Source organism: Variovorax sp. WS11 (assembly GCF_010499245.1).
In the GTDB taxonomy this organism is placed as follows: domain Bacteria; phylum Pseudomonadota; class Gammaproteobacteria; order Burkholderiales; family Burkholderiaceae_C; genus Variovorax.
This window is the reverse complement of the sequence record NZ_JAAGOW010000001.1, coordinates 2,936,482-2,961,850: the sequence shown is the minus strand read 5'-3', so window position 1 is coordinate 2,961,850 and position 25,369 is coordinate 2,936,482. Positions and strand designations below refer to the sequence as shown.

Below are 25,369 nucleotides of genomic sequence, written 5' to 3'. Positions count from 1 at the left end.
CATGGATACGCCCGGCTGCGAGGTTTACGCCAACTTTACGGACCCTTCAAGCCTGCTTGTCGCCCTGCGGCGACGCTAGGCTTCAGCATTCCCCGGCTTCCTGCCGGGCCGAACAAAGCGGCGGGAGCGCCGGCCGAGGACCCTGATGAGCACACCCCAACTCCTGATGATCGAAGACGATGCCCGCCTGGCCCAGATGGTGGGCGAGTACCTCACGCAGTCCGGCTTCGGCTTCCATCACGCCCTCGACGGCGCCAGCGGGCTCGAGATGCTGCAGCAGCGCTCGCCCGACCTGGTGATCCTCGACCTGATGCTGCCGGACACCGACGGCCTCGAGGTCTGCCGCCGCATCCGCGCCCTGCCCAACCACGCGCTGGCCAAGGTGTCGGTGCTGATGCTCACCGCCAAGGGCGACCCGATGGACCGCATCATCGGCCTGGAGATCGGCGCCGACGACTACCTGCCCAAGCCCTTCGAGCCGCGCGAGCTGCTGGCGCGCATCCGTGCCGTGCTGCGGCGGCGCAGCGAAGGCGGCAGCGAGGCGGCGCCCGCCGCGGTGATGCGCTTCGGCACGCTCGAGATCGACCGCAACGCGCGCAGCGTGACCGTCGGCGGCGAACTGGCGGACCTCACCTCCTACCAGTTCGACCTGCTGGTCGCGATGGCCGAGCGCGCTGGCCGGGTGCTCACGCGCGACCAGATCATGGAAGCCGTGCGCGGCCGCGAGCTGGAGGCCTTCGACCGCTCGATCGACGTGCACATGGGCCGCATCCGCGCGGCGATCGAGGTCGATGCCAAGAACCCCAAGCGCATCCTGACCGTGCGCGGCGTGGGCTACGTCTTCGCCAAGCAGCAAGACTAGGTGGGCGCCATGCTGCTCAACCTGTATCGACGCCATCTCTACGTCCGCATCTGGCTCGCGGTCGTGGGCGGCGTCGTCATCCTCACCCTGTGCGCCAACTGGATCGTGCGGGAAGCCGCAGAGAACGAACGCGAACGGCTGTCGATCGTGCCGCGCGAGGTGGTGGTGCTCGACACCAAGGACCGCGCCATCGGCAGCGGCAGCGCGGTGCGCGTGCCCGGCCAGGGACTGGAGTTCGACGTGACGCTCGAGGACGGCCGCTCGATGTCGCTGCGCGTGGCCCCGCGAGCCCGGCCGATGGGCAGCAGCGGCCTCGCAGCCTGGCGCACGCCCTTCGGCTTGGGCTGGATGGTGGCGCTGGTCGGCATGGCGGTGGCGCTGGGCGTCTACCCGATCGTGCGGCGGCTCACCAAGCGCCTGGAGGCGCTGCAGCGCGGCGTGCAGCGCTGGGGCGAAGGCGACCTGTCGGCGCGCGTGATGGAGGAAGGGCAGGACGAGGTGGCCGACCTCTCCCACCGCTTCAATGCCGCCGCGGCCCGCATCGAGGAACTGGTGCGCTCGCACAAGTCGCTGCTGGCCAACGCCTCGCACGAGCTGCGCTCGCCGCTCGCGCGCATCCGCATGGGGCTGGAATTGATCGGTGAGCGGGCGAGCCCGAGCGCGCGGGACGAAATCGCCCGCAACATTGCCGAGCTCGACCAGCTGATCGACGAGATCCTGCTGGCCAGCCGGCTGGACGCCAAGGAAGCCGACATGGGCACCATCGAGACGGTGGACCTCACCGGCCTGGCGGCCGAGGAGTGCGCGCGAGTCGATGCCGAGCTGGACGTGGCGGAGAGCGCCTGCAGCGAGGCCCTCACCGTGCGCGGCGTGCCGCGCCTTCTGCGCCGCGCGATCCGCAACCTGCTCGAGAACGCGCGCCGCTATGGCGCAGGCGAGATCAGCGTGGAGCTCGGCAATCGGCAGGGCGCGGCGGAGATCCGCGTCAACGACCGGGGGCCCGGTGTGCCGGCGGCGCTGCGCGATCGCATCTTCGAGCCCTTCTACCGCCTGCCGGGCGCGAGCGAGCGCAACGGCGGCGTGGGCCTCGGGCTCGCGCTGGTGAAGTCGATCACCGAGCGGCACGGCGGCAGCGTGCGCTGCGAGGATCGGCCGGGCGGCGGGGCCAGCTTCGTGATCGCGCTGCCGAACTGACGCGGAAGTCAGGAAAGGGCGCAATAGCGCCCCCTAGAATTCGCCCCCATGCAGAGATCGCAACTCGTCCGCCCCGCAGCCATGTTCTGGGGGCTGACGGTGTTCATGCCGGTCGGCGTTCCCTACCTCGCGGCCTTGTTGATGCTCGCTGCCCTGCTCGCAGCCGGCGGCTGGCGCGCGCGCGTGCAGCGGCTGCGCAGCAATCCGATGTGGTGGCCGGTGGTGGCCTACGTGGTGTGGACGCTGGTGGTGCTGGCACTCGAGCCGCAGTATCCGCAGACACCCTCGAACCTGGCGCACGGGCTGCGCATCGCGGCCACGGTGCTCATGGCCCTGGCCCTTACGCGCGACGAGGCGATCTGGGCGCTGCGCGGCTTCCTGCTGATGGCACTCTTCAACATCGTCCTGATCGCGATGTTCTGGGTGGCGGTCGCCCTGAAGATGTATTTCCCGGTGTTGGAGGTCTGGCGCGGCGTGATCTTCCTGATCGGCAACAAGTCCATCAGCAACGCGCTGCTTTTCACCATCCTGGGCGCGACCGCGGCGGTGTTCGGCTTGCAGGCGCTGTCGGAGCACCGGCCGCTGCGCGCACTGCCGGCCTTCGCAGTGACGCTGGCGGTGATCGTGATCATCACCTTCAGCCTGCCCTCGCGCACCTCGCTGCTGGCGCTGCTGCTGGTCATCCCCGCGGCTTGCGTCCATCAATGGCGCGGGCGTCTCAAGGTGCTGGCGCTGGTGCTGATGGCGGGAGGCGCGATCGTGGCCGTGGGCCTGTGGAACTCGCCGGCGGTGCAGCAGAAGTTCGAGCTCGGCGTGCAGGAACTCGAGCAGGCGCAGGCCGGCGCCGTGTCAGAGGGCAGTTGGGTGGTGCGCTACTACATGTACCGCGACACCGGCCGCATGATTCTCGACCGGCCCTTCACCGGCTGGGGCATCGGCGGCTGGACCGAGCAGTGGCATTTGCGCGGGCCCAAGCTGCTGGCCGACTACAACATGCCGCACAACGACTTCCTGTGGATGGGCTCTCAGGCCGGCATTCCAGGCGCGCTGGCTCTGTTGGCGATCATGCTGACGGGCGTCTGGGTGGCCTGGCGGCGCGACGATCTCTACGGGCGCTATGCCTTCGCCGCGCAGCTGATCGCGCTGATCGCGACCAATGCGAACTCGGCACTGCGCGATGCGCAGATCGGGCTCAGCCTGCTGTGGATGTCGACGATCTACCTGCGGCTGGCGCAGGAGCCGGGGGATTCATGGCGCGGGCTGCTGCCGCGCCGCCAGGCAGAGCCTGCCCTCAGTGGCGATGCGCCACAGCCTCGCCGGCCTTGAGCCGGTAGACCGTGCCGCAGTAAGGGCACTTGGCCTCGCCGGTGCGCGCCACGTCCAGGTAGACCTTGGGATGCGCGCTCCACAGCTTCATGTCGGCCTTGGGATTGGGGCAGAACACCCCGCCCTGGTGGTTCAGGTCCTGGCCCGACAGTTCGATCACGGCGTTGGCACTCATTTTTTCTCTCAGACCTTGGTGAGCCAGTGGGCGTAGTTGGGATTGCGGCCGTTCACGATGTCGAAGAAGGCGCTCTGGATCTTCTCGGTGACGGGGCCGCGCGAGCCCTGGCCGATCTCGATGCGGTCGAGCTCGCGGATCGGCGTGACCTCGGCGGCGGTGCCGGTGAAGAAGGCTTCCTCGGCGATATAGACCTCGTCGCGCGTGATGCGCTTCTGCACCACCTCGATGCCGAGGTCCTTGCAGATGTGCAGGATGGTGTTGCGCGTGATGCCGTTCAGCGCACCGGCCGACAGGTCGGGCGTGTAGACCACGCCGCCCTTGACCACGAAGATGTTCTCGCCCGCACCTTCGCTCACGAAGCCCGATGCGTCGAGCAGCAGCGCCTCGTCGTAGCCGTCGTCCAGCGCCTCCATGTTGGCGAGGATCGAGTTGCTGTAGTTGCTCACCGCCTTGGCCTGCGTCATGGTGATGTTGACGTGGTGGCGCGTGTAGCTCGAGGTCTTGACACGGATGCCGCGCTTCATGCCCTCGTCGCCGAGATAGGCGCCCCAGGCCCAGGCCGCGACCATCGCGTGAATGCGGTTGCCCTTGGGGCTCACGCCCAGCTTCTCGGAGCCGATCCACACCAGCGGGCGCAGGTAGCAGCTCTCCAGGTTGTTGGTGCGCACCACCTGCTTCTGCGCCTCGTTGAGCTGCTCGGGCGAGAAGGGGATCTTCATGCGCAGGATCTTGGCGCTGTTGAACAGGCGCTCGGTGTGCTCGGCCAGGCGGAAGATCGCGGTGCCGTCGACCGTCTTGTAGGCCCGCACCCCCTCGAAAGCGCCGCAGCCGTAGTGCAGCGTGTGGCTCAGCACGTGGATCTTGGCCTCGCGCCAGTCCACGAGATCACCGTCCATCCAGATCTTTCCGTCACGATCGTCCAGTGCGGGGGGCAGCGCGCTCATGTCTTTGTCCTTTGGGGGAAGGGAAGTCGCAAAAGCTTTCGATTTTACGGCGCGGGCCGGGCTCGTCCCGCCGACAATGCTCGGCTTTGCCAAACAGCCAGGAAAAGGGTTTCCGTGTCCGTCTTCAAGAACGTCATCGTCTATCGCATCGAATCCACTTGGTCGCAAACGCTCACCGACGTCGAGCAGCGCCTGGATGCCTTTCGCTTCGTGCCCTGCAGCCCCTCGCAGGAGAAGGCCGCCGGCTGGGCCGAGCCCCGCGGCGAGGACCATGGGCCGCTGGTCGAATCCGTCGGCGGCCAGTGGCTGCTCGAATACATGATCGAGAGCAAGACCCTGCCCGGCTCGGTGGTGCGCCGCAAGGTCGAGGAGCGCGCCGCGCAGATCGAGGCCACCACCGGCCGCAAGCCGGGCAAGAAGGAAAAGAAGGAGCTCAAGGAAGACATCACGCAGGAGCTACTGCCGCTGGCCTTCACGCGCCATGTGCGCATCGCGGTCTGGATCGATCCGGCCGCGCGGCGGCTGGTGGTGAACGCCAGCAATGCGGCGCGCGCCGACGAGGTCGTGACCAGCCTGGTGAAGGCGCTGGAAGGCTTCGCGGTAGCGCAGATCAATACCCAGGTGGAGCCGGCCGTCGCCATGTCGGACTGGCTGTCGACGCAGGAGCCGCCGGCGGGCTTCACCATCGACCGCGAATGCGAGCTCAAGGCCACCGACGAGTCGAAGGCCGTGGTGCGCTATGCCAAGCACCCGCTGGACATCGAGGAGGTGCGTCAGCACATCGCCGACGGCAAGCGCCCCACCCGCCTGGCGATGACCTGGGACGACCGCGTGTCCTTCGAACTGACCGAAGGCATGCAGTTGCGCAAGATCGTGTTCCTCGAAGGCACGCTCGACGACGCGCCGGGCTCGGCCAAGGAAGACAACTTCGACGCAGATGCCGCGATCGCGACCGGCGAGCTCGGGCAGCTGGTGCCGGAGCTGATCGAGGCCTTGGGCGGCGAGATGCAGCTGGGCGCGGCCCCGGCCGAGCCCTCGGCACCGAGCGACGCGTCTGCGCCGCCTGAGCTGGTGGACGAGACCGCGCCGTTCTGAACTCGCGCGCTACGAGGCCTTGCCACGCTCGAGCAGGACCTCCTTGGCAACTTGCTCGCAATGTTCGAGGAAGGCGGCGAGCAGCGGTGACGGGCTTCGCGTCCTTGAGGTAATGGCGCAGATCGTGCGGTACGTCGCTTTGCTCCCAATCCTGCGATACACCAGGCCCGTCATGTCGATGTTCTGCAGGAACGACTCCGGCAGTTCCCCGATGCCCAGATCGGCCGAGATCAGGCCCAGCATCGTTCCGACATGCGCGACCTCGAAGGCGGGGCGCAGACCGACGCCGTTGCGTGCGAACTGCTGGTCGACGAGCTGCCGTACGCTGCTGCTGCGGTTCATGACAATGTGCGGGTATGGCCGCACATCGCGCCATTGCACTGTCTTCAGGCGCGCCAACGGATGGTCGGCCCGACAGACAACGCCCAGGTAGTCGCGGAACAGTTGCTTCTGCGTCAGGTCCGACGCGTCATCCATGGCCGGCGCCAGCGCGACGTCGGCCGTGCCTTGGCGAACGAGGTCGACGCTGAGGTCCGAGAGTTCGTCGTGGAGCTCAAGATCGAGCTCGGGATGGTCAGCAGCCACCCTGGCCATCACGCGCGGGGCGAAGGTCGCCGCCATGGAGGGCGCAGCGGCCACGACAAGGCGGCCGCGCTTGCCGGACACGAAGTCCTGTACCCGCGCCAGGGCGGCCTCGATGTTCTCCGACACGGAGGATGCTGCCTTCAGAAACTCCACACCCACAGCGGTCAACGACACCTTGCGCGTGTGCCTGTCGAACAGGCGCGCACCCAGCACCTCCTCCAAGCGCTTCACATTCGCGCTAAGGGCAGGCTGGGAGAGGTGGCACAGCCGAGCCGCTTGGCTGAAGCTCAGCGTCGCGGAGACGGCCAGGAAGACCTCGATCTGTCGCAGGGAAACGTTGATCATTCAGATGGATAAATACATTTAAAAATAGAAATTGTCTGATAAATGCCTTGCCGATATGTTTCGGTCATCCATTCAGTCGACAGAGGAAAAAACCATGAGCAGCGCGATCGAGGTCACGCACGCACCAACGGTGAGTCCCAGTGGGGCGGCACTGGGCGCAGATATCGGCTCGATCGACCTGAACGAGGCGCTTGCGCCCGCGCAGGTCGATGCCATCAAGGCCGCATGGGCCGATCACCTGGTGCTGCGCTTTCGCAACCAGAAGCGCCTCACGCTGGAGAACCTTGTGGCGTTCTCGAGGCACTTCGGCACGCTCGACAAGCGCCCGACCGCCAGCGGCAAGATGAGCGTCGAGCACGACGCGCTGCCCCCCGCCATCACGGTCATCTCCAACGTGAAGGTCGGGGGCAAGCCGCTGGGCGCACTCGGTGACGGCGAGGCCGTATGGCATGCGGACATGACCTACAACGAGCGCCCGCCCAAGGGCGCCTGCCTGTATGCGGTCGAAGTGCCGCCGGCCGGCGGCGACACGCATTTTTCGAACATGTACCGAGCCTACGAAACGCTCGATCCCACGCTTCAGTCGCGCATTCGCGACCTGCGTTGCGTTCACGACGCAAGCCGCAACAGCGCCGGCGAACTGCGGCTGGGCTTTTCGGACAACACCGATCCGCGCCAGACCGTGGGTGCGACGCATCCGCTCGTGTCCGTGCATGCCGTGACCGGCCGGGCCTGCCTTCTGCTGGGACGGCGCCGCAATGCCTACATCGCCGGCTTGGACCTCGAGGAAAGCGAGGCGCTGCTGGACCAGCTCTGGGCCCACGCAACTCGCCCCGAGCTGACCTGGACCCAGGTCTGGAAGGTCGGCGACGTCATGATGTGGGACAACAGCTGCACGATGCATCGGCGGGACTCCTTCGATCCGGGCGCGCGCCGGCTGATGTACCGGACCCAGATCGCCGGCGATGCTGTGCGCTGAAAGGATGCAGCGCGTGCAGATCGAACAGGTGAGCGCGCGGCAGGTCGACCTGCCGCTTCGAGTCCCCTACGAAGTCTCGCTGGCGAAGATCGAGCGCTTCGATCCCTTCGTCATCGAAGTTCGCGGCACCGATGGCGAACACGGCTTTGGAGAGGCCCTGATCATTCCCGGCTACACGACGGAGACGGTCGAGGGCTCATGGCGGCTGTGTGAAATCCTGGGCTCGCGCGTGGTGGGCATGGATGCAGAAGCGGCCAAGGCTGTCGCCCGAAGCCATGTGCATGACGGGGTAGGTGCCGCCAGCGCGATGCTGGCCGCACTGGACATGCTGACCGGCCACCCGCTCCTGGCGACACGTGCGGCCGTGGCAGTCCCCCTGCTCGCCCCGGTGCAATCCTCCGAGCCCGCGGCACTTGCCGAGGAAATCGAGCGGACGCTCGCGCAGGGCTTCCGCACGCTCAAGGTGAAGGTCGGCTTCGACTGGCAGCGCGACCTGGACCATGTCGGTCGCATCCAGGGTCTTGTCGGGGACCGCGCCACGCTGCGGCTCGATGCAAACCAGGGCTTCGATTCGGTCGATGGCATCGCCTTCGCCAGCCGCCTCGCACCGCAGGGCATCGAACTGTTTGAACAGCCCTGCCCGCTGGACGACTGGCGCGCCAACGCCGCGGTTGCCGTTCGCTCGGCGGTGCCGGTGATGCTGGATGAATCGATCTACGACCTGGGCGACATCGACCGCGCCGGCGCGATGGATGGCGTCGGTTTCGTCAAGCTGAAGCTCAAGAAGATGGGCAGCGTGGACATGCTGATCGAAGGCCTTGAACGCATCCGCGCCAATGGCCTTACCCCGGTGCTGGGCGATGGCGTGTCGCTCGAGATCGGCTGCTGGGCGGAAGCCTGCGTCGCCGCGCACGCCATCGACAACGCTGGCGAAATGAATGGCTTCCTCAAGACGCGAGAGCGCGTTTTCGAGAATCCGTTGCCGTTCTCGAACGGTGCAATCCGCATTCCAGCCGGGTACAGGCCTCGGCTCGACACCGATCTGGTCGAGCGCTGCACGCTGCGGAAGGCGACGTTCGGCAAGCAGACGCTGCGGGCCTGAACGACATTCGAACGCGCGGCAGAGACCGCCTCAAGGAAAACATATGAGATATCTGTACAGGACGTACCTTCTGCCTGCGCTCTCGGGGCTGCTGGCACTCTCGGCGTCATGCGCGGGCGCGCAGCCGCCCGGCGACTATCCCGTCAAGCCGGTGGTGATGGTCGTGGCAGGCCCGCCGGCCGGCGGCACCGACGCCATCGCCCGCATCGCTGCCTCCGAGCTGTCGCAGAACCTGGGGCAAAGCGTGGTGGTGGACAACCGAGCGGGTGCGGGCGGCATCATCGGCACCAAGGTGGTCGCGGGCGCGGCACCCGACGGTCACACACTGCTCATGGGACAGGTGGCGACCAACGCCATCGTGCCCGCGCTCATCAAGCCTCGTCCCTACGACCCGCTCGGCGACTTCGTCCCGGTGGCCCTGATCGGCACGGCACCGGACCTGCTGGTCGTGTCCGCCAAGAGCGGAATCAAGACGCTCGACGAACTCCTGGCGAAGGGCAGGGCCGGCGCGCAGTTGACCTATGCATCTCCCGGCGTCGGCCTGCCGCAGCACATCGCCGGCTTCGCATTGGCCAAAACGGCCGGCATACCGATGCAGCACGTTCCTTACCGGGGCAGCGCACCGGCCATCACGGACTTGATCGGCGGGCAGGTCTCGATGATGTTCGTGACGCCCGGCGCAGCGGTGCCCTTCCTCAAGTCAGGACAGCTCAAGGCGCTGGCGGTCACCTCGCGCGAGCGTAGTCGCTTCTTTCCACAGGTGCCGACCGTGGTCGAGCTCGGCTATCCCTCTGTGGAGGAAACGGGGTGGTTCGGCGTGTTCGCGCCCGCCGGCACGCCAGCTCCGGTCGTGCAGAAGCTCAGCAGCCATCTCGGCCACGCGCTCGGCAAGCCGCAGATCCGGGAAAAGCTGGAAGCGATGTATCTCGAACCTTCGCCCGATACGAGCGCGTCGTACTTCGCGGGCTTCGTGAAAAGCGAAGTGGCAAAGTGGGCCAATGTCGTGCAAAAACTCGGCGTCAGCGCGGAATAACGCGGCGCAAGACCAGGAGGCAACCCGATGAAACGCTTTCGAGCCGGCTGGTGCCGGCACCTTGCGGCCCTCGGCCTGCTGCTGCTGGGCTCGGCGGCGCAGGCGCAGACCGACTATCCGAGCCGGACTGTGCAGGTGATCGTTGCCTACCCGGCTGGTGGTGGCACCGACACCCTGGCGCGCATCATCTCGGCCGAATTGAGCAAGGCCCTGGGCCAGTCCTTCGTCGTGCTGAACAAGCCGGGCGCTGCCGGCGTGATCGGCACCGTCGCCGCGGCACGGGCCGCGCCCGACGGCTACACGCTGCTGCTCGACACCGGCAATGCGACGCTGCGACCGGCAATCGAACCGTCGACGCCCTTCAAACCCAAGGACTTCGCGCCGGTGGCCCTGCTGACCGAGTCGCCCGTAGCGCTGGCGGTGGCGGATTCGCTCCCGGTCGCGTCGGTCGCCGAGCTGGTGGCTTATAGCAAGGCAAATCCCGGCAAGCTCAACTACGCATCGACCGGCCCTGGCTCGCCGCAGAACCTGGTGACCGAACTGATGAAAACCAAGCTGGGCCTGGACTGGCAGGAGGTCCCGTACCAAGGCGGCGGCCCCGCGCTCACCGACCTCAGCGCCGGCCGGGTCCAGTTGATGTTCAGCAATCCGGTGCCGCTGATGCCATACGCCAACACCAAACGATTGAAGGTGCTGGCCGTCACCTCACGCGAGCGGCTCCCGGCGCTGGAAGCCATTCCAACCATGGCACAGGCCGGCGTCGCCGACTTCCACATCGGCTTCTGGAACGGACTGCTGGCACCCGCAGGCACGCCCGCGCCAGTACTCGCAAAGCTGTCGGAAGCTGCGCTGAAGGTGATGCGCATCCCAGCCGTGCAGGAGGCACTGATCCAGCAGGGTTCGGTGCTGATGCCGCTCGGCGCCGAGCCCTTCGCGCGCTATATGGCGGAAGACTCGGCACGCTGGGAGCGCGTGGGCAAGACGATCAAGTACAAGCCCGTCCAATAGGAGGAATTGAATGAAGTTGGGATCTTTTTTCATCGACGGTCAACCCACGTTTGGCGCGGTTGTCGACGACGCCGTGGTCGATCTCGGGGCACGCCTGGGGCAGCGTTTTGCCGACCTCCGGGCCCTCCTGACCGCCGATGGTGGGCTGGAGGAGGCACGGCGTTGCCTCGCCACAACCGACCCCTCGATTGCGCTGGACCAGCTTGTCCATCGACCGGTGATCCCGAACCCCGGCAAGATCTTCTGCATCGGGGTGAACTACGCCGATCACTTGGAGGAAACGAAGATCCGCAAGGCGGCGCATCCGACCGTGTTCCTGCGGTATCCCGAATCCCAGGTCGGACACGAACAGCCCCTGCTGCTGCCGCCCGAGTCGACCCGTTTCGACTTCGAGGGTGAGGTCGCCGTCATCATCGGCCATGGAGGGCGCCGCATCTCGCCGGCCGATGCATGGCGGCATATCGCCGGCTATAGCTGCTACAACGACGGCTCGATGCGAGACTGGCAGTTCCATACGACCCAATGGACTCCCGGCAAGAACTTCGCCGCCTCGGGTGCGTTCGGGCCGTGGATGACATCCGCCGACGAGCTCGACCCAAGCCGCCGCCCCCTGACGCTCACCACCCGGCTGAACGGGACGGTGGTCCAGCAGTCCGACACCAGCTTGTTGATCTTCGACATCCCCGAGCTGATCGCGTATTGCTCCACGATTCTTCCGCTTGCACCCGGCGACGTCATCGTGACCGGGACACCCGGTGGCGTCGGAATGGCCCGCACCCCTCCACTCTTCATGCAGGTTGGCGATGTGGTCGAGGTCGAGGTCGCGGGGATCGGTGTCCTGCGCAACCGAGTCGAAGCCGAGCGGGCGGGCTAGCCGCTACATCGGCGGCCGCAGCGCATCCGCGGCCCCGGGCTTCACCGCATCGGCGCTCGGCGCATCGGCCGCTTGCACTGCGTCCTCGTCGGGCGCCTGGGGCCGCACCAGCGTCCATTCCGTCAGCTTGCCGTTGACGAAGGTGGCATCGACCCACGAACCGCCGTTGTCGGTCCAGCGATAGATCTCGGGCTGCGCGTCCTTCGGCGTGCGCTGCTCGCCGAGCGCGCGCGTCATCGCGATCACGTGCAGCAGGGTCACCTTGGGCTTCAACTTGGCATTGAGCATCACCGCGCTCGCCACCGTGCCGATGGGCCGGTCGGCCGCGCGCTTCAGGACCTGCATGGTGCGGTTGAAGTGCATCAGCAGGAACATGACGATGGCACCGCCCGCGAAGGCGACGCCGGGCCAACTGTAGGCGCGGTAGGCCAGGCCGAGCAGCAGCAGGCCTGCGAGAGGCACGAAGACTTTGCCGAAATTCATGGGCCGCATTGTCGCCTCCGTCGAAGCGGGGCTACTTCATCCGTTCGCGAATCGGCCGGGAGGCCGACGGCTCACTCGAGGCCGCGCACCACGTTCATCGCCTCCTCGATGCGCTCCACCGGATGGATGGTCAGCCCCTCGATCTCCTTCGCGCCCTTGCGCGGCGCGTTGGCCTTGGGCACCACCGCCACGCTGAAGCCCAGCTTGGCGGCTTCGCGCAGCCGCTCCTGGCCGCGCGGCGCCGGCCGCACCTCGCCGGCCAAGCCCACCTCGCCGAAGGCGATGAAGCCCTTGGGCAGCGGCTTGCCGCGCAGGCTGGAGGTGATGGCCAGCATCACCGCCAGGTCGGCCGCCGGTTCGCTGATGCGCACGCCGCCCACCGCGTTGACGAACACGTCCTGGTCCATGCAGGCCACGCCCGCATGGCGGTGCAGCACCGCCAGCAGCATCGCGAGCCGGTCGCGGTCCAGGCCCACCGACAGGCGCCGCGGGCTGGGCCCGCCGTTGTCGACCAGGGCCTGGATCTCGACCAGCATCGGCCGCGTGCCCTCCAGCGTGACCAGCACCACGCTGCCGGGCACCGGCTCGGCATGCTGGCTGAGGAAGATCGCGCTGGGATTGGCCACGCCCTTGAGGCCGCGCTCGGTCATCGCAAACACGCCGATCTCGTTGACCGCGCCGAAGCGGTTCTTGATGGCGCGCACCAGGCGGAAGCTGGAATGGGTGTCGCCCTCGAAGTACAGCACCGTGTCGACCATGTGCTCGAGCACGCGCGGGCCGGCCAGCGCGCCCTCCTTGGTCACATGGCCCACCAGCACCACCGCCGTGCCGCTGGCCTTGGCGAAGCGCGTGAGGTGCGCCGCGCATTCGCGCACCTGCGCCACCGAGCCGGGGGCCGAGGTCAGTTGGTCCGAATACACGGTCTGGATCGAATCGATCACCGCGATCGCCGGGCGCGTGGCGTCCAGCGTGGCCAGGATCTTCTCCAGCTGGATCTCGGCCAGCACCTGCACCTGCGACAACTCGAGGCCGAGGCGCCGCGAGCGCAGCGCCACCTGGGCACCGCTTTCCTCGCCGGTGATGTAGAGCGCGTTCCGCCCTGCGCGCTGCAGCGCATCGGTTGCCTGCAGCAGGAGCGTGGACTTGCCGATGCCGGGGTCTCCGCCGATCAGCGTGACCCCGCCATCGACGATGCCGCCGCCCAGCACGCGGTCGAGCTCGTCGAGCCCGGTGGGCGTGCGCTCGATGTCGGTGGCCTCGATCTCCGACAGCACCGCCAGCTCGGCCGAGCCGGCGAGCGAGGCGTAGGGTGCGCCGAAGCGGTTGTTGCCGCCGCCGGGCGCCGCCGCCACCTGCTCGATCAGGGTGTTCCAGGCGCCGCAGCTGGGGCAGCGGCCCAGCCACTTGGGGCTGGTGCCGCCGCATTCGGAGCAGACGAAGAGTGTTTTTTCCTTGGCCATCGCCCGAGTGTAGGGAGGGGCCATCGCCGGCCCTCATCCGGGCTACGGGAAAACCCGGGAAAAGCAGCTTCGGAGAGGACTTGCAAAAAACTTAACATGTTAAATAATCGAGGCCTTCATGAGCACCCCCTTCGTCCACCGCAACCTGCCCCGCCTGCTGCTGCAGGCGCGCGAAGCCGTCATGGCGCACACCCGGCCCAGCCTGCGCGAGCATGGGTTGAGCGACCAGCAATGGCGCGTGCTGCGGGTGCTGGGCGAGCACGGCATGGTCGAGACCGGCCGCGTCGCGCGCGAGGCCTTCATCCTCGGACCCAGCCTGACCGGCGTGCTCGCGCGCATGGAGCGCGACGGCCTGATCCGCCGCGCGCGCGATCCCGCCGACCAGCGCCGCACGGTGGTCGAGGCCACGCCCAAGGGCACGCGCATGGTCCAGCAGCTCTCGCAAAGCATCGAGGCGCACTACGCCTGGATGGAGAAGTCGCTGGGCAAGCAGAAGCTGTCGCAGCTCTATGTGCTGCTCGACCAAGTGATCGAACTGGAACAACCATGAGCTTCCTCCCCACCGGCACCGTCTACGGCGTGCTGCTCAACTTCCGCGCGGAAGTCGAGGCGCTGGCGCCGCAGATGACGCAGCCCCCCTACAAGGCACCGCCAAAGGCGCCGGTGCTGTACGTGAAGACGGCCAACACCTGGAGCCCGCACGGCAGCGCGATCGTGGTGCCCGCACGCGTGCCCGAAGTCGAGGTCGGCGCCACCATCGCGATGGTGATCGGTGCCGACGGCGACGTCGAAGGCTTCGTGCCGATGAACGACCTCTCGATCCCGCACGCGAGCTTCTTCCGCCCGCCGGTCAAGTTCAAGTGCGTGGACGGCTTCCTCGGCATCGGCCCCGCGATGCGTGATGCGCAGGAGGTGGCCGACCCGGCGGAGTTCAAACTCGAGCTGCGCATCAACGGCGCGCAGCGCCAGTCGATCGACTTCTCGCAACTGGTGCGCAACGCCTCGCAGCTGCTGGCCGACGTGAGCGAGTTCATGACGCTGGCGCACGGCGACGTGCTGATGCTGGGTTGCGATGCCGGCCGCCCGCTGGCGCGGCCCGGCGACCGCATCGAGATCAGTGCGCCGGGCTTCGAGACGCTGGCCAACACGCTGGTGGGAGAAGCCGCATGAAGCACGCACGCATCGCCTTCGAAGGCGTGGAGCAGGCGGCCACCGAGCGCGACGGCCGGCTGCTGCTGGCCGACGGCCGCAGCATCGCCTTCGACGACGCCCTCTGGCTGCCGCCGCTGGCGCCCACGCCGCGCCCGCGCACCATCCTCGCGCTCGGCCTCAACTACGCCGACCACGCGAAGGAGCTGGAATTCAAGGCGCCCGAGGAGCCGCTGGTTTTCGTCAAAGGCCAGAGCACGCTCATCGGCCATCGCCAGAAGACGCGGCGCCCGGACGGCGTGTCCTTCATGCACTACGAATGCGAGCTGGTGGTCGTGGTCGGCAAAACGGCGCGGAACGTGCGGCGGGGCGATGCCTACGACTTCATCGCCGGCTACACGGTGGCCAACGACTACGCGATCCGCGACTACCTCGAGAACTGGTACCGCCCCAACCTGCGGGTGAAGAACCGCGACACCTGCACGCCCATCGGGCCCTGGCTGGTGGACGCGGAGGACGTGCCCGACCCGATGGCGCTCGCGCTGCAGACCACCGTCAACGGGAAGCTCACGCAGTCGGGCAACACGAAGGACATGATCTTCGACGTGCCTTTCCTCGTCGAGTACTTCTCAGGCTTCATGACGCTCGCGCCCGGCGACCTGATCCTCACCGGCACGCCCGACGGCGTGGTCGACTGCCGCCCCGGCGACGTGGTGGTGACGGAGATCGAAGGCATCGGCGCGCTGACCAACACCATCGCTGCGGCCTGAGAAGGCGTGACCGCGCAGCGCCTGCCCGCCACAACACAACTAGGAGACAAGCTATGACCCGGATTTCCCGTTTCGCCGCGGCGCTGCTCGCGCTGGCCGCTTCGCTCTTCGCTTTCGATGCGCCCGCGCAGCCCTACCCGAACAAGCAGGTGCGCTGGGTGGTCGGGTATCCGGCCGGCGGCGGCACCGACTTTCTTGCGCGCACGGCCGGCGCGCAGCTCTCGCAGCAGCTGGGCCAGCCCGTGGTCATCGACAACCGTCCCGGCGCGGCGGCCATCATCGCCTCAGAGCACGTGGCCCGCTCGCCGGGCGACGGCTACACCGTCTTCTCGGCCGACAACGGCGTGCTGGTCTACAACCCGGCGCTCTACAAGAAGCTGCCCTACGACGCCGAGAAGGACTTCGCCTTGCTCGGCATGATGGGCCGCTCCTCGCTCATCATCACGGCCGCTCCCAATGCCGGCATCACCGACGCGAAGGCGCTGCTGGCCGAGCTCAAGCGCTCGCCCGGCAAGTACAGCGTCGCCACGCCCGGCCTCGGCAGCCCGCATCACCTGGCGCTCGAGCTGTTCCAGCGCGAGGCGGGCGTGTCGGTGCTGCACGTGCCCTACAAGGGCGGCGCGCCGGCCCTGCAGGACCTGATGGGCGGCCAGGTGCCGCTGATGGTGCTCGACCTTCCCAGCGGCGTCAGCGCCGTCAAGGCCGGCAAGGCCATCCCGCTGATCGCGATGTCCGGCGAACGCATGCCGCAGCTGCCGAACGTCGTGACCGCGAAGGAGCTCGGCTTCCCTGCCGTCGAGGCCTACGCCTGGCAAGGCCTGGTGGCGCCGGCCGCCACGCCCAAGGACGTGCAGGCCCGCCTCGGCGCGGACCTGATGAAGACCATGAACGACCCCGGCGTGCGGCAGAAGCTGCAGGATGCCGGCTGGGACCCCACGCCCGCCGACGCCGCCGAGATGAACCGCTACACCGAAGCGGAACGCAAGAAGTGGCACGCCCTCATCAAGGCGCGCGACATCAAACTGGATTGAAAGCCCCATGAAGATCGATCACCTCATCGACGGCAAACCGGTCGCCGGCGCCGACTACTTCGAGACCGTCAACCCCGCCACGCAGGAAGTGCTGGCCGAGGTCGCCTCCGGCGGCGAGGCGGAAGTCAACGCCGCGGTCGCCGCCGCCAAGGCGGCCTTCCCGAAATGGGCGGGCCTGCCCGCCCCCCAGCGCGCGAAGCTGATCCGCAAGCTCGGCGACCTGATCGCGGCCCACGTGCCCGAGCTGGCTCAGACCGAGACCAACGACTGCGGCCAGGTCATCGCCCAGACCGGCAAGCAGCTGGTGCCGCGCGCGGCCGACAACTTCTATTACTTCGCCGAGATGTGCACGCGGGTGGACGGCCACACCTACCCGACGGAGACGCACCTCAACTACACGCTGTTCCACCCGGTCGGCGTGTGCGCGCTGATCTCGCCGTGGAACGTGCCCTTCATGACCGCCACCTGGAAGGTCGCGCCCTGCCTGGCCTTCGGCAACACGGCGGTGCTCAAGATGAGCGAGCTGTCGCCGCTGACCGCCGCGCGCCTGGGCGAGCTGGCGCTGGAGGCCGGCATTCCGCCGGGCGTGCTGAACCTGGTGCATGGCTACGGCAAGGAGGCCGGCGAGCCGCTGGTCGCGCACCCGGACGTGCGCGCGATCTCCTTCACCGGCTCCACCGCCACCGGCAACCGCATCGTCAAGAGCGCGGGCCTGAAGAAGTTCAGCATGGAGCTGGGCGGCAAGAGCCCCTTCGTGATCTTCGAGGACGCGGACCTGGACCGTGCGCTCGACGCGGCCGTGTTCATGATCTTCAGCAACAACGGCGAGCGCTGCACCGCGGGCTCGCGCATCCTGGTGCAGCAGTCGATCTACGCCGACTTCGCGGCGAAGTTCGCCGAGCGCGCCAAGCGCATCGTGGTCGGCGACCCGCTTCATGAAGCGACCATCGTGGGGCCGATGATCTCGCAGGCCCACCTGGCCAAGGTGCGCAGCTACATCGAGCTGGGGCCGAAGGAAGGCGCGACCCTGCTGTGCGGCGGGCTCGAAGTGCCGCCGCTGCCGGAGCGCGTGCGGCGCGGCAACTACGTCGCGCCCACGGTCTTCGCCGATGTCGACAACCGCATGAAGATCGCGCAGGACGAGATCTTCGGGCCCGTCGCCTGCCTGATCCCCTTCAAGGACGAGGCCGATGCCATCCGCCTGGCCAACGACATCCAGTACGGCCTCTCCAGCTACGTCTGGACCGAGAACATCGGCCGTGCGCACCGCGTGGCGGCCGCCGTCGAGGCCGGCATGTGCTTCGTCAACAGCCAGAACGTGCGCGACCTGCGCCAGCCCTTCGGCGGCACCAAGGCCTCGGGCACGGGCCGCGAGGGCGGCACCTGGAGCTACGAGGTCTTCTGCGAGCCGAAGAACGTGGCGGTGTCGCTGGGTTCGCATCACATCCCGCATTGGGGAGTCTGATCATGGGCACGCTCGCACTCGCCGCCAAGATCACGCACGTTCCCTCGATGTACCTGTCGGAGTTCCCCGGCCCGAACTTCGGCTGCCGCGAGGCGGCGATCAACGGCCACAAGGAAATCGACCGGCGCTGCCGGGAGCTGGGCGTCGACACCATCGTGGTCTTCGACGTGCACTGGCAGGTCAACAGCGAATACCACATCAACTGCGGCCCGAAGTTCGAGGGTACCTACACCAGCAACGAACTGCCGCACTTCATCAAGAACATGCCCTTTGCCTATCCAGGCAACCCGGCGCTGGGTCATCTGATCGCCGACGTGGCCAACGAGATGGGCGTGAAGAGCCGCGCCCACAGCGACACCACGCTGGAGCTGGAGTACGGCACGCTGGTGCCGATGCGCTACATGAACGCCGATCAGCACTACAAGGTGATCAGCATCAGCGGCTGGTGCGACTGGCATGACCTCACCGAATCGGGCCGCTTCGGCCTGGCGGTGCGCCGCGCCATCGAGGAGCGCTACGAGGGCACGGTCGCGGTGTTCGCGAGCGGCTCGCTGTCGCATCATTTCGCCGACAACGGCCGCGCCCCCGAGTTCATGCACAAGGTCTACGATCCCTTCCTCGAGCAGGTCGACCGCCGCGTGGTCCAGCTCTGGGAGGCCGGCGAATGGAAGACCTTCGTCGGCATGCTGCCGATGTATGCCGACAAGTGCTGGGGCGAAGGCGACATGCACGACACCGCGATGCTGCTGGGCCTGCTGGGGTGGGACCGCTACACGGCGCCGGTGGAGATCGTCACGCCGTACTTCGGCAGTTCGGGCACGGGGCAGATCAATGCCATCTTTCCGGTCACGCCGCTGCCGGCGCCGGCCATAGCCTGAGGAGCAGACAACGATGCCGCATCTCGTGATTCTCTACACCCCCAACATCGAGCTGCAGACCGACATGACGGCGCTCTGCCGCACGATGGCCGACGCCATGCTCGAACAGCGCGACGACGAGGGCCGGCAGGTCTTTCCGACCGGCGGCACGCGCGTGCTGGCCTTCCCGGCCGCGCACTATGCCGTGGCCGACGGCAAGGGCGACTACGCCTTCGTCTATCTCAACGTGCGCATGGCGTCGGGACGTACGGAGGCGGTCAAGAAGCGCATCGGCGATGCATTGCTCGCCAAGGTGAAGCAGCATTTCGAGCCGCTGGTCGCGCAGCGGCACATCGGGACCACGCTGCAGATCGACGAAGCGCCCGACCAGGTCTACGACGGCAAGTACGGCAACCTGCATCCTCTCTTCAACAAGTAGAAAAGCATGCTCGCCAGGAACGTCATCCAGCAGCTCGCCGCGGAACTGCACGAAAGCGAGAGGTCGCGCGTGCAGGTCGAGCATTTCTCCAAGCGCTTTCCCGAGATGAGCATCGAGGACGGCTACGCCATCTCGCGCGAGTGGGTGAAGGCCAAGCTGACCGAGGGCCGCGTGGTCCGTGGCCACAAGATCGGTCTCACCTCGCGCGCCATGCAGCAGGCCAGCCAGATCACCGAGCCGGACTACGGCACGCTGCTGGACGACATGTTCTTCGAGCAGGGCGGCGACATTCCCTTCACCCGCTTCATCGCGCCGCGCATCGAGGTCGAGCTCGCCTTCGTCCTGGGCAAGCGGCTGCAGGGCCCGAACGTGAGCATCTTCGATGTGCTCGCGGCCACCGACTACGTGGTGCCGGCCATCGAGATCATCGACGCGCGCATCGAGCAGTTCGACCGCGAGACCGGCGCGATGCGCAAGGTCTTCGACACGATCGCCGACAACGCGGCCAATGCCGGCATCGTGACCGGCGGGCGGCCGGTCAAGCCCGACGCGGTGGACCTGCGCTGGGTCGGCGCCCTGCTCTACAAGAACGGCGTGATCGAGGAGTCGGGCCTGGCCGCGGCCGTGCTCAACCATCCGGCCACCGGCGTGGCCTGGCTGGCCAACAAGCTCGCGCCCTGGGGCGAATGCCTGGAGGCCGGCGAGGTGGTGCTCGGCGGGTCCTTCACCCGGCCCACCAATGCCAAGCCCGGCGACACCTTCCATGCGGACTACGGCCCGCTCGGCGCCGTCGCTTTCCGTTTCGTCTGAAGAAGAACCCCATGCAAACCCCCACGAATCCCTTCAAGCAAGCCCTGGCCGAGAAGCGCGCGCAGATCGGCCTGTGGCTCGGCCTGGCCGACGCCTACAGCGCGGAGATCTGCGCCGGCGCCGGCTTCGACTGGCTGCTCATCGACGGCGAGCATTCGCCCAACGGCCTGCGCAGCGTGCTGCAGCAGGCGCAGGCGATCGCGGCCTATCCGGGCGTGAACGCCATCGCGCGCGTGCCGGTGGGACACGGCGACGTGGGCACGGCGCTGATCAAGCAGTACCTCGACCTGGGCGTGCAGACCCTGCTGGTGCCGATGGTCGACACGCCCGAGCAGGCGCAGGCCATCGTGCGTGCCATGCGCTATCCGCCGCAGGGCATCCGCGGCATGGGCGGCGCGCGCGCCTCGCGCTGGGGCCGCTACCCGGGCTATGCCAGGGAGGCCAACTCACAGGTCTGCCTGCTGGTGCAGGCCGAGTCGCGCGAAGCGCTGGCGAACCTGGACGCGATCGCAGGCGTCGACGGGGTCGACGGCGTCTTCATCGGCCCGGCCGACCTGTCGGCTTCGCTCGGCCATGTCGGCGACTCGAACCACGCCGAGGTGCAGGCCGCCATCGAGGACGCGATTGCGCGCATCCAGCGTGCCGGCAAGGCCACCGGCATCCTGACGCCGGACGAGACGCTGGCGCAGAAGTACCTGGAACTGGGCGCCCTCTTCGTCGCCGTCGGGCTCGACACCAACCTGCTGGTGCGCAGCACCAATGCGCTGGCCGCGCGCTTCAAGGGCGGAGCGAAGCCGGCGTCCGCCGGCGGCACTTACTAGGCCCCTCGCCATGAGCGACCCCAAGCGCTTCCGCTCCGCGATCATCCGCGAGGGCACCATCCGCGCCACCACGCGCAGCTTCCTGCATGCGCTGGGCCAGGACGACGAGGACATCGCCCGCCCGCACATCGGCGTGTTCCACACCGGCGGCGAGATGAGCCCGTGCAACCTCAACCTGCGCGAGCAGGCGCAGCATGCCAAGACCGGCATCTACGCAGGCGGCGGCACCCCGCACGAATGCCCGGTGGTGTCGGTGAGCGACGGCCTGACGATGGCGCATTCGGGCATGCGCTTCTCGCTGATCTCGCGCGAGCTGATTGCCGACAGCGTGGAAGCCTCGACGCGCGGCCACCAGTGGGACGGCATCTTCGCCATCGGCGCCTGCGACAAGAACCTGCCGGGCCTGATGATGGGCATGGTCCGCTGCAACGTGCCCAGCGTGTTCGTGCATGGCGGTTCGGCGCTGCCCGGCCAGATGCCGGGGCCGGATGGCCACGACCTCAACGTGGTCGATACCTACGAGACCATCGGCAAGGTGCTGGCCGGCGACGCCACGCACGAGGAACTCGACGCCATGAGCCGCGCCTGCCTGCCCACCGCCGGCGCCTGCGCAGGCCAGTTCACCGCCAACACCATGGGCATGGTGTCGGAGGCGCTGGGCCTGGCGCCGATCGGCTCCAGCATGGTGCCGGCCGTGTTCAGCGAACGCGCGCCGCTGATGCGCCGCGCCGCGAAGCAGCTGATGAAGGCCGTCATGGGCGAAGGCCCGCTGCCGCGCGACATCGTGACGCGCCAGGCGCTGGAGAACGCCTGCGCGCTGGTCTCGGCCACCGGCGGCTCGACCAATGCGGCGCTGCACCTGCCGGCGATCGCGCATGAGGCGGGCATCAAGTTCCACCTCGACGACGTGGCCGAGGTGTTCGCGCGCACGCCGCTCATCGCCGATCTGCGCCCGGGCGGGCAGTACCTGGCGCGCGACGTGTACTACATCGGCGGCGCCGGCGTGATCCTGCGCACGCTGCTGGAGCAGGGCTACCTGCATGGCAACGTGCTCACCTTCACCGGCCGCACGCTGGCCGAGGAAGTGGCCGATGCGCCCGCGCCGGACGGCCGCGTGGTGCGCAAGGCGGGCGATCCCATCACGCGCGACGGCGGCCTCGCGGTGCTCAAGGGCAACCTGTGCCCCGACGGAGCCCTGCTCAAGACCGCGGGCCTGAAGACGCTGGTGCATCGCGGACCGGCGCGCGTCTTCGAGTCCGAGGAAGAAGCGCAGACCGCCGTGCAGAACCGCCGCTACCAGGCCGGCGACGTGATCGTCATCCGCAACGAAGGGCCCAAGGGCAGCCCCGGCATGCGCGAGATGCTGGGCATCACCGCCCTGCTCTACGGCCAAGGCATGGGCGACAAGGTGGCTTTGCTGACGGACGGCCGTTTCTCGGGCGCGACGCGCGGCCTGTGCATCGGCTACGCGGGGCCCGAGGCGGCCGACAGCGGACCGATCGCGGCGCTGCGCGACGGCGACATCGTCGCCATCGACGCGCGGGCAGAAATCCGCAGCATCTCCGTCGAGCTGAGCGATCAGGAAATCGCTGCGCGGCTCGCGCAACGTCAGGTAAACGCGGGGGTGCGGCATACAGGCTTGCTGGAAAAATACGCGCTCACCGTGCGCCCCAGCCACCAGGGCGCCGTGACCCATTCGGGCGCAGTCACCTGGCTGCGCGACGAATCCTGAAACGCTCACACGGAGACATCCCCATCATGACCCTCACCCGCCGCCATTTGCTGCAGACCACCGGCGCCTCGGCGCTGCTCGCCAGCCTGGGCCAGCAGGCCTTCGCGCAGGCCCAGCAGCCCATGGAGACCGCGCGCCTGATCACCGGCTTCGCCGCCGGCGGCACCTCCGACACGCTCTGCCGCCGCGTCGCGAGCCGCCTCCAGCCCGACTACGGCAAGGCCGTGGTGGTCGAGAACCGCACCGGCGCGGGCGGCCAGATCGCCGTCACCTACGTGAAGGGCCAGCCGGCCGACGGCGCGACGATCCTGCAGACGCCGACCTCGATCCTCACGATCTATCCGCACATCTACAAGAAGCTGCCCTACGACCCGCTGGTGGACCTCACGCCGGTGACGATCGCCTGCCAGTTCGACTTCGGCTTCGCGGTCGGCCCGGCCGTGCCGGCGAGCGTGAAGTCGGTGCCCGAGTTCCTGGCCTGGGCCAAGACGAACCCCGCCGGCGCCAACTACGGCTCGCCCGCGGCCGGCTCCACGCCGCACTTCATCGGCGCGCTGCTCGGCAAGAACGCCGACGTCGATCTCAAGCACGCCGCCTACCGCGGCACGCAGCCGGCCATGCTCGATCTGCTGGGCGGCAACGTGGCGGCGGTGTCGGGGCCGATCGGCGACATCACGCAGCACCTGGCCTCGGGCAAGGTGCGCATCCTCGGCGTCTCCGGCGCCAAGCGCAGCCGCTTCGCGCCCGACGTGCCGACCTTCGAGGAGCAGGGCATCAAGAACGTCACGCACAGCGAATGGTTCGCCTTCCTGCTGCCGGCCAAGGCCTCGCCCGAGGTTGTGGCACGCGCCAATGCGGCGATGAAGACCGCGCTGGCGCAGAAGGATGTGATCGACGGCTTGGCCACCTTCGGGCTGGAGGCCATGTCTTCGTCGCCCGGCGAGCTGACAGAACTGCTCAAGAAGGACACCGCGAAGTGGGCGCCGATCGTGAAGCAGATCGGGTTTACCGCGGAGCAATAGCCCACCCCCAAAGGAACTGTTTGATGAACACACCGCTCGCCACCCCGGCCGCCGCCGCGGCCCGACCCGCCATCCATCCCGACGAACAGGAGGCGCGCCTGCAGCTGGCCGCCTGCTACCGCGTGTTCGCGATGCTGGGCTGGACCGAGATGATCTACAACCACATCACGGTGCGGCTGCCCGACAGCGTGACGGGCGGGCAGAAGCAGTTCCTCATCAACCCCTTCGGTCTGCATTACAGCGAGGTCACGGCCGGCAACCTGGTCAAGATCGACCTGCAGGGCAAGGTGCTGGACGGCTCGCGCCATCCGGTCAACCCGGCCGGCTTCACCGTGCACGCCGCGATCCACGACGGCCTGCCCGACGCGCATTGCGTGATGCACACGCACACCACCGCCGGCGTGGCGGTGGCCTGCCTGCAGGGCGGCCTGCAGCAGACCAACTTCTATTCAGCGCAGCTGCACGGCATGGTGGCGTACCACGACTTCGAGGGCATCACCATCCATGCCGACGAAGGGCCGCGGCTGCTGAAGAGCATCGGCGACAGGCCGGCCGTGATCCTGCGCAACCACGGCCTGCTGGCCTGGGGCCAGACGCTGCCGCAGACCTTCGCCATCCTCTGGACGCTGCAGCGCGCCTGCGAGATCCAGATGGCGACGCTGTCGATGGGCGCGCCCATCCCTGTCTCGGAAGAGATCGCGCGCAAGTGCACGCGGGATGCGCTGCAGTTCAACCCGAAGCACGGCGGCGGACAGGACGTGTTCGACGCGCTGGTCCGGCAGGTCGATCGCATCGACGATTCCTACAAGCACTGAGCGAGGCGCGATGAAAGTCTGCATCTACGGCGCCGGCGCGATCGGCGGCTGGATCGGGGCCGGCCTCGCGCAGGCGGGCAGCCGGCTCAACGTGGTGGCGCGCGGCGCGACGCTGGAGGCGCTGCAGCGCGATGGGCTGAGCGTGATGCGCGGCGACCAGCGCACGCGCGTCGCGGTCAACGCGGTGGCCGACCCGGCCGACCTGGGCGTGCAGGACCTGGTGGTGGTCGCAGTGAAGGCACCGGCGCTGCCGGCCGTCGCCGCGCAGATCGCGCCGCTGCTCGGCCCCGACACCATCGTGCTGACCGCCATGAACGGCGTGCCCTGGTGGTTCCTGCAGGGCGGCTTCGGCGGCCCGCTGGCCGGCACGCAGCTGGAGGCGGTGGACCCGGGCGGCAAGATCGACGCCGCGATCCCCGCGCAGCATGTGATCGGCTGCGTGGTGCACGCGAGCTGCTCGCTGGATGCGCCGGGCGTGGTGCGGCACCACTTCGGCAACGGCCTGATCATCGGCGAGCCCTCGGGCGAGGCGACGCCGCGCGCGCAGCGGCTCGAGGCGCTGCTGAAGCAGGCCGGCTTCGAGGCCCGCCTCTCGCCTCAAATCCAGAAGGACGTCTGGTACAAGCTGTGGGGCAACATGACAGTCAATCCGATCAGCGCGTTGACCGGTGCGACCACCGACCTGATCCTCAACGACGAGCTGGTGCGCGGCTTCATCTCCACCATCATGCTGGAGGCACGCGAGATCGGCGAGCGCATCGGCGTGCCGATCGCCGAGAGCCCCGAGGACCGGCACGCGGTCACGCGCAAGCTGGGGGCCTTCAAGACCTCGATGCTGCAGGATGTCGAGGCCCAGCGGCCGGTCGAGCTCGACGCGCTGGTGTCGGTGGTGCGCGAGTTGGGGCAGCACGCGGGCGTGGCCACGCCCTTCACCGATGCGCTGCTGGGGCTGGCGAGGCTGCAGGCGCGGCAGCTCGGGTTGTACTGAAG

General features: G+C 68.1%; 27 protein-coding genes. 22 read left to right on the top strand and 5 right to left on the bottom strand.

All coding sequences use genetic code 11. The features are described 5' to 3' along the window. Positions 1-145: 145 nt before the first annotated feature. The 3 genes from GXN78_RS14590 to GXN78_RS14580 are packed head-to-tail and all read left to right on the top strand — an operon-like array spanning position 146 to position 3,382. The gene (locus GXN78_RS14590; RefSeq protein WP_106559470.1) at positions 146-862 is read left to right on the top strand and encodes a response regulator transcription factor; all 717 of its coding nucleotides are present in this window, start codon (positions 146-148) and stop codon (positions 860-862) included. A 9-nt stretch (positions 863-871) separates the two neighbouring features. Continuing rightward, positions 872-2,056: an ATP-binding protein gene (locus GXN78_RS14585; RefSeq protein WP_106559500.1), complete on the top strand. Its 1,185-nt coding sequence runs from the start codon at positions 872-874 to the stop codon at positions 2,054-2,056. Positions 2,057-2,104: 48 nt separating this feature from the next. Beyond that, positions 2,105-3,382, top strand: a complete 1,278-nt coding sequence (locus GXN78_RS14580) for an O-antigen ligase family protein (protein WP_106559469.1) — start codon at positions 2,105-2,107, stop codon at positions 3,380-3,382. On the opposite strand, the gene GXN78_RS14575 is transcribed toward GXN78_RS14580, so the two are convergent. Both GXN78_RS14575 and GXN78_RS14570 read right to left on the bottom strand, forming a co-directional pair. Beyond that, on the bottom strand, positions 3,348-3,557 hold the full coding sequence (locus GXN78_RS14575; protein ID WP_106559468.1) for a zinc-finger domain-containing protein: 210 nt from the start codon (positions 3,555-3,557) through the stop codon (positions 3,348-3,350). The two genes, GXN78_RS14580 and GXN78_RS14575, sit on opposite strands and share 35 nt — an antisense overlap. 8 nt (positions 3,558-3,565) lie before the next feature. After that, positions 3,566-4,504: a branched-chain amino acid transaminase gene (locus GXN78_RS14570; protein ID WP_106559467.1), complete on the bottom strand. Its 939-nt coding sequence runs from the start codon at positions 4,502-4,504 to the stop codon at positions 3,566-3,568. 114 nt (positions 4,505-4,618) lie between these two features. On the opposite strand from GXN78_RS14570, the gene GXN78_RS14565 reads away from it, so the two are divergent. Next, a complete protein-coding gene (locus tag GXN78_RS14565; protein ID WP_106559466.1) occupies positions 4,619-5,599 on the top strand; it encodes a recombination-associated protein RdgC in 981 nt (326 codons plus the stop codon). A 9-nt stretch (positions 5,600-5,608) separates the two neighbouring features. Here the strand turns inward: GXN78_RS14565 and GXN78_RS14560 are convergent, their stop codons facing one another. Then, positions 5,609-6,529, bottom strand: coding sequence for a LysR family transcriptional regulator (locus GXN78_RS14560; protein ID WP_106559465.1), 921 nt, complete (start codon positions 6,527-6,529; stop codon positions 5,609-5,611). Between the two features lie 94 nt (positions 6,530-6,623). Between GXN78_RS14560 and GXN78_RS14555 the strand changes: the two genes are divergently transcribed. The 5 genes from GXN78_RS14555 to GXN78_RS14535 are packed head-to-tail and all read left to right on the top strand — an operon-like array spanning position 6,624 to position 11,525. Next, positions 6,624-7,508, top strand: coding sequence for a TauD/TfdA family dioxygenase (locus GXN78_RS14555; protein ID WP_106559464.1), 885 nt, complete (start codon positions 6,624-6,626; stop codon positions 7,506-7,508). Positions 7,509-7,521: 13 nt separating this feature from the next. Further along, on the top strand, positions 7,522-8,610 hold the full coding sequence (locus GXN78_RS14550; RefSeq protein ID WP_164255472.1) for an enolase C-terminal domain-like protein: 1,089 nt from the start codon (positions 7,522-7,524) through the stop codon (positions 8,608-8,610). A 43-nt stretch (positions 8,611-8,653) separates the two neighbouring features. Beyond that, positions 8,654-9,643: a tripartite tricarboxylate transporter substrate binding protein gene (locus GXN78_RS14545; RefSeq protein ID WP_164255471.1), complete on the top strand. Its 990-nt coding sequence runs from the start codon at positions 8,654-8,656 to the stop codon at positions 9,641-9,643. A 27-nt stretch (positions 9,644-9,670) separates the two neighbouring features. After that, a complete protein-coding gene (locus GXN78_RS14540) occupies positions 9,671-10,651 on the top strand; it encodes a tripartite tricarboxylate transporter substrate binding protein (protein WP_106559461.1) in 981 nt (326 codons plus the stop codon). 10 nt (positions 10,652-10,661) lie between these two features. Continuing rightward, the gene (locus GXN78_RS14535) at positions 10,662-11,525 is read left to right on the top strand and encodes a fumarylacetoacetate hydrolase family protein (protein ID WP_106559460.1); all 864 of its coding nucleotides are present in this window, start codon (positions 10,662-10,664) and stop codon (positions 11,523-11,525) included. 3 nt (positions 11,526-11,528) lie between these two features. Here GXN78_RS14535 and GXN78_RS14530 read toward each other — a convergent pair whose 3' ends face one another. Then, entirely contained in the window at positions 11,529-12,017 is a 489-nt protein-coding gene (locus tag GXN78_RS14530; protein WP_239142715.1) for a glycerate kinase, read from the bottom strand. Between the two features lie 62 nt (positions 12,018-12,079). Next, a complete protein-coding gene (gene radA, locus GXN78_RS14525; RefSeq protein ID WP_106559458.1) occupies positions 12,080-13,468 on the bottom strand; it encodes a DNA repair protein RadA in 1,389 nt (462 codons plus the stop codon). Positions 13,469-13,586: 118 nt separating this feature from the next. On the opposite strand from radA, the gene hpaR reads away from it, so the two are divergent. From hpaR to GXN78_RS14460, 13 genes are read left to right on the top strand one after another with little or no spacing between them, the layout of a single operon-like run. Further along, the gene (hpaR, locus tag GXN78_RS14520) at positions 13,587-14,018 is read left to right on the top strand and encodes a homoprotocatechuate degradation operon regulator HpaR (RefSeq protein WP_106559457.1); all 432 of its coding nucleotides are present in this window, start codon (positions 13,587-13,589) and stop codon (positions 14,016-14,018) included. Further along, on the top strand, positions 14,015-14,638 hold the full coding sequence (locus tag GXN78_RS14515; protein ID WP_106559456.1) for a fumarylacetoacetate hydrolase family protein: 624 nt from the start codon (positions 14,015-14,017) through the stop codon (positions 14,636-14,638). Before hpaR ends, GXN78_RS14515 begins: the two co-directional genes overlap by 4 nt. Then, positions 14,635-15,387, top strand: a complete 753-nt coding sequence (locus tag GXN78_RS14510) for a fumarylacetoacetate hydrolase family protein (protein WP_106559455.1) — start codon at positions 14,635-14,637, stop codon at positions 15,385-15,387. Before GXN78_RS14515 ends, GXN78_RS14510 begins: the two co-directional genes overlap by 4 nt. A gap of 53 nt (positions 15,388-15,440) precedes the next feature. Next, positions 15,441-16,418: a tripartite tricarboxylate transporter substrate binding protein gene (locus tag GXN78_RS14505; RefSeq protein WP_106559454.1), complete on the top strand. Its 978-nt coding sequence runs from the start codon at positions 15,441-15,443 to the stop codon at positions 16,416-16,418. 7 nt (positions 16,419-16,425) lie between these two features. Next, positions 16,426-17,883 (top strand): 5-carboxymethyl-2-hydroxymuconate semialdehyde dehydrogenase, encoded by a 1,458-nt coding sequence (hpaE, locus tag GXN78_RS14500; protein ID WP_106559453.1) that lies wholly within the window; start codon positions 16,426-16,428, stop codon positions 17,881-17,883. 2 nt (positions 17,884-17,885) lie between these two features. Next, positions 17,886-18,761 carry a 3,4-dihydroxyphenylacetate 2,3-dioxygenase gene (gene hpaD / locus GXN78_RS14495; RefSeq protein WP_164255469.1) on the top strand — a complete coding sequence of 292 codons (876 nt, stop codon included), beginning with the start codon at positions 17,886-17,888 and terminating at the stop codon, positions 18,759-18,761. Between the two features lie 13 nt (positions 18,762-18,774). Further along, positions 18,775-19,179 (top strand): 5-carboxymethyl-2-hydroxymuconate Delta-isomerase, encoded by a 405-nt coding sequence (locus tag GXN78_RS14490; RefSeq protein ID WP_106559452.1) that lies wholly within the window; start codon positions 18,775-18,777, stop codon positions 19,177-19,179. A 6-nt stretch (positions 19,180-19,185) separates the two neighbouring features. After that, entirely contained in the window at positions 19,186-19,989 is an 804-nt protein-coding gene (gene hpaH / locus GXN78_RS14485; protein WP_106559451.1) for a 2-oxo-hept-4-ene-1,7-dioate hydratase, read from the top strand. Between the two features lie 11 nt (positions 19,990-20,000). Beyond that, a complete protein-coding gene (locus tag GXN78_RS14480; RefSeq protein ID WP_106559450.1) occupies positions 20,001-20,810 on the top strand; it encodes an aldolase/citrate lyase family protein in 810 nt (269 codons plus the stop codon). A 10-nt stretch (positions 20,811-20,820) separates the two neighbouring features. Next, the gene (ilvD, locus tag GXN78_RS14475; protein WP_106559449.1) at positions 20,821-22,542 is read left to right on the top strand and encodes a dihydroxy-acid dehydratase; all 1,722 of its coding nucleotides are present in this window, start codon (positions 20,821-20,823) and stop codon (positions 22,540-22,542) included. Between the two features lie 26 nt (positions 22,543-22,568). After that, positions 22,569-23,564, top strand: a complete 996-nt coding sequence (locus GXN78_RS14470; protein ID WP_106559448.1) for a Bug family tripartite tricarboxylate transporter substrate binding protein — start codon at positions 22,569-22,571, stop codon at positions 23,562-23,564. Between the two features lie 23 nt (positions 23,565-23,587). Continuing rightward, positions 23,588-24,379, top strand: coding sequence for a class II aldolase/adducin family protein (locus tag GXN78_RS14465; RefSeq protein WP_106559447.1), 792 nt, complete (start codon positions 23,588-23,590; stop codon positions 24,377-24,379). 10 nt (positions 24,380-24,389) lie between these two features. Next, positions 24,390-25,367: a 2-dehydropantoate 2-reductase gene (locus GXN78_RS14460; protein WP_106559446.1), complete on the top strand. Its 978-nt coding sequence runs from the start codon at positions 24,390-24,392 to the stop codon at positions 25,365-25,367. The last annotated feature ends 2 nt before the right edge of the window (positions 25,368-25,369 follow it).

Bases quoted from the DNA above. Each gene is read 5' to 3' on its own strand.
- GXN78_RS14530 (WP_239142715.1), bottom strand. From the start codon at position 12,017: ATGCGGCCCATGAATTTCGGCAAAGTCTTCGTGCCTCTCGCAGGCCTG.
- GXN78_RS14560 (WP_106559465.1), bottom strand. From the start codon at position 6,529: ATGATCAACGTTTCCCTGCGACAGATCGAGGTCTTCCTGGCCGTCTCC.
- GXN78_RS14555 (WP_106559464.1), top strand. From the start codon at position 6,624: ATGAGCAGCGCGATCGAGGTCACGCACGCACCAACGGTGAGTCCCAGT.
- GXN78_RS14505 (WP_106559454.1), top strand. From the start codon at position 15,441: ATGACCCGGATTTCCCGTTTCGCCGCGGCGCTGCTCGCGCTGGCCGCT.
- GXN78_RS14535 (WP_106559460.1), top strand. From the start codon at position 10,662: ATGAAGTTGGGATCTTTTTTCATCGACGGTCAACCCACGTTTGGCGCG.
- GXN78_RS14490 (WP_106559452.1), top strand. From the start codon at position 18,775: ATGCCGCATCTCGTGATTCTCTACACCCCCAACATCGAGCTGCAGACC.
- GXN78_RS14570 (WP_106559467.1), bottom strand. From the start codon at position 4,504: ATGAGCGCGCTGCCCCCCGCACTGGACGATCGTGACGGAAAGATCTGG.
- GXN78_RS14480 (WP_106559450.1), top strand. From the start codon at position 20,001: ATGCAAACCCCCACGAATCCCTTCAAGCAAGCCCTGGCCGAGAAGCGC.
- GXN78_RS14465 (WP_106559447.1), top strand. From the start codon at position 23,588: ATGAACACACCGCTCGCCACCCCGGCCGCCGCCGCGGCCCGACCCGCC.
- hpaD (WP_164255469.1), top strand. From the start codon at position 17,886: ATGGGCACGCTCGCACTCGCCGCCAAGATCACGCACGTTCCCTCGATG.
- GXN78_RS14515 (WP_106559456.1), top strand. From the start codon at position 14,015: ATGAGCTTCCTCCCCACCGGCACCGTCTACGGCGTGCTGCTCAACTTC.
- GXN78_RS14580 (WP_106559469.1), top strand. From the start codon at position 2,105: ATGCAGAGATCGCAACTCGTCCGCCCCGCAGCCATGTTCTGGGGGCTG.
- radA (WP_106559458.1), bottom strand. From the start codon at position 13,468: ATGGCCAAGGAAAAAACACTCTTCGTCTGCTCCGAATGCGGCGGCACC.
- GXN78_RS14470 (WP_106559448.1), top strand. From the start codon at position 22,569: ATGACCCTCACCCGCCGCCATTTGCTGCAGACCACCGGCGCCTCGGCG.
- GXN78_RS14585 (WP_106559500.1), top strand. From the start codon at position 872: ATGCTGCTCAACCTGTATCGACGCCATCTCTACGTCCGCATCTGGCTC.
- GXN78_RS14590 (WP_106559470.1), top strand. From the start codon at position 146: ATGAGCACACCCCAACTCCTGATGATCGAAGACGATGCCCGCCTGGCC.
- hpaE (WP_106559453.1), top strand. From the start codon at position 16,426: ATGAAGATCGATCACCTCATCGACGGCAAACCGGTCGCCGGCGCCGAC.
- GXN78_RS14460 (WP_106559446.1), top strand. From the start codon at position 24,390: ATGAAAGTCTGCATCTACGGCGCCGGCGCGATCGGCGGCTGGATCGGG.
- hpaR (WP_106559457.1), top strand. From the start codon at position 13,587: ATGAGCACCCCCTTCGTCCACCGCAACCTGCCCCGCCTGCTGCTGCAG.
- ilvD (WP_106559449.1), top strand. From the start codon at position 20,821: ATGAGCGACCCCAAGCGCTTCCGCTCCGCGATCATCCGCGAGGGCACC.
- GXN78_RS14545 (WP_164255471.1), top strand. From the start codon at position 8,654: ATGAGATATCTGTACAGGACGTACCTTCTGCCTGCGCTCTCGGGGCTG.
- hpaH (WP_106559451.1), top strand. From the start codon at position 19,186: ATGCTCGCCAGGAACGTCATCCAGCAGCTCGCCGCGGAACTGCACGAA.
- GXN78_RS14540 (WP_106559461.1), top strand. From the start codon at position 9,671: ATGAAACGCTTTCGAGCCGGCTGGTGCCGGCACCTTGCGGCCCTCGGC.
- GXN78_RS14510 (WP_106559455.1), top strand. From the start codon at position 14,635: ATGAAGCACGCACGCATCGCCTTCGAAGGCGTGGAGCAGGCGGCCACC.
- GXN78_RS14575 (WP_106559468.1), bottom strand. From the start codon at position 3,557: ATGAGTGCCAACGCCGTGATCGAACTGTCGGGCCAGGACCTGAACCAC.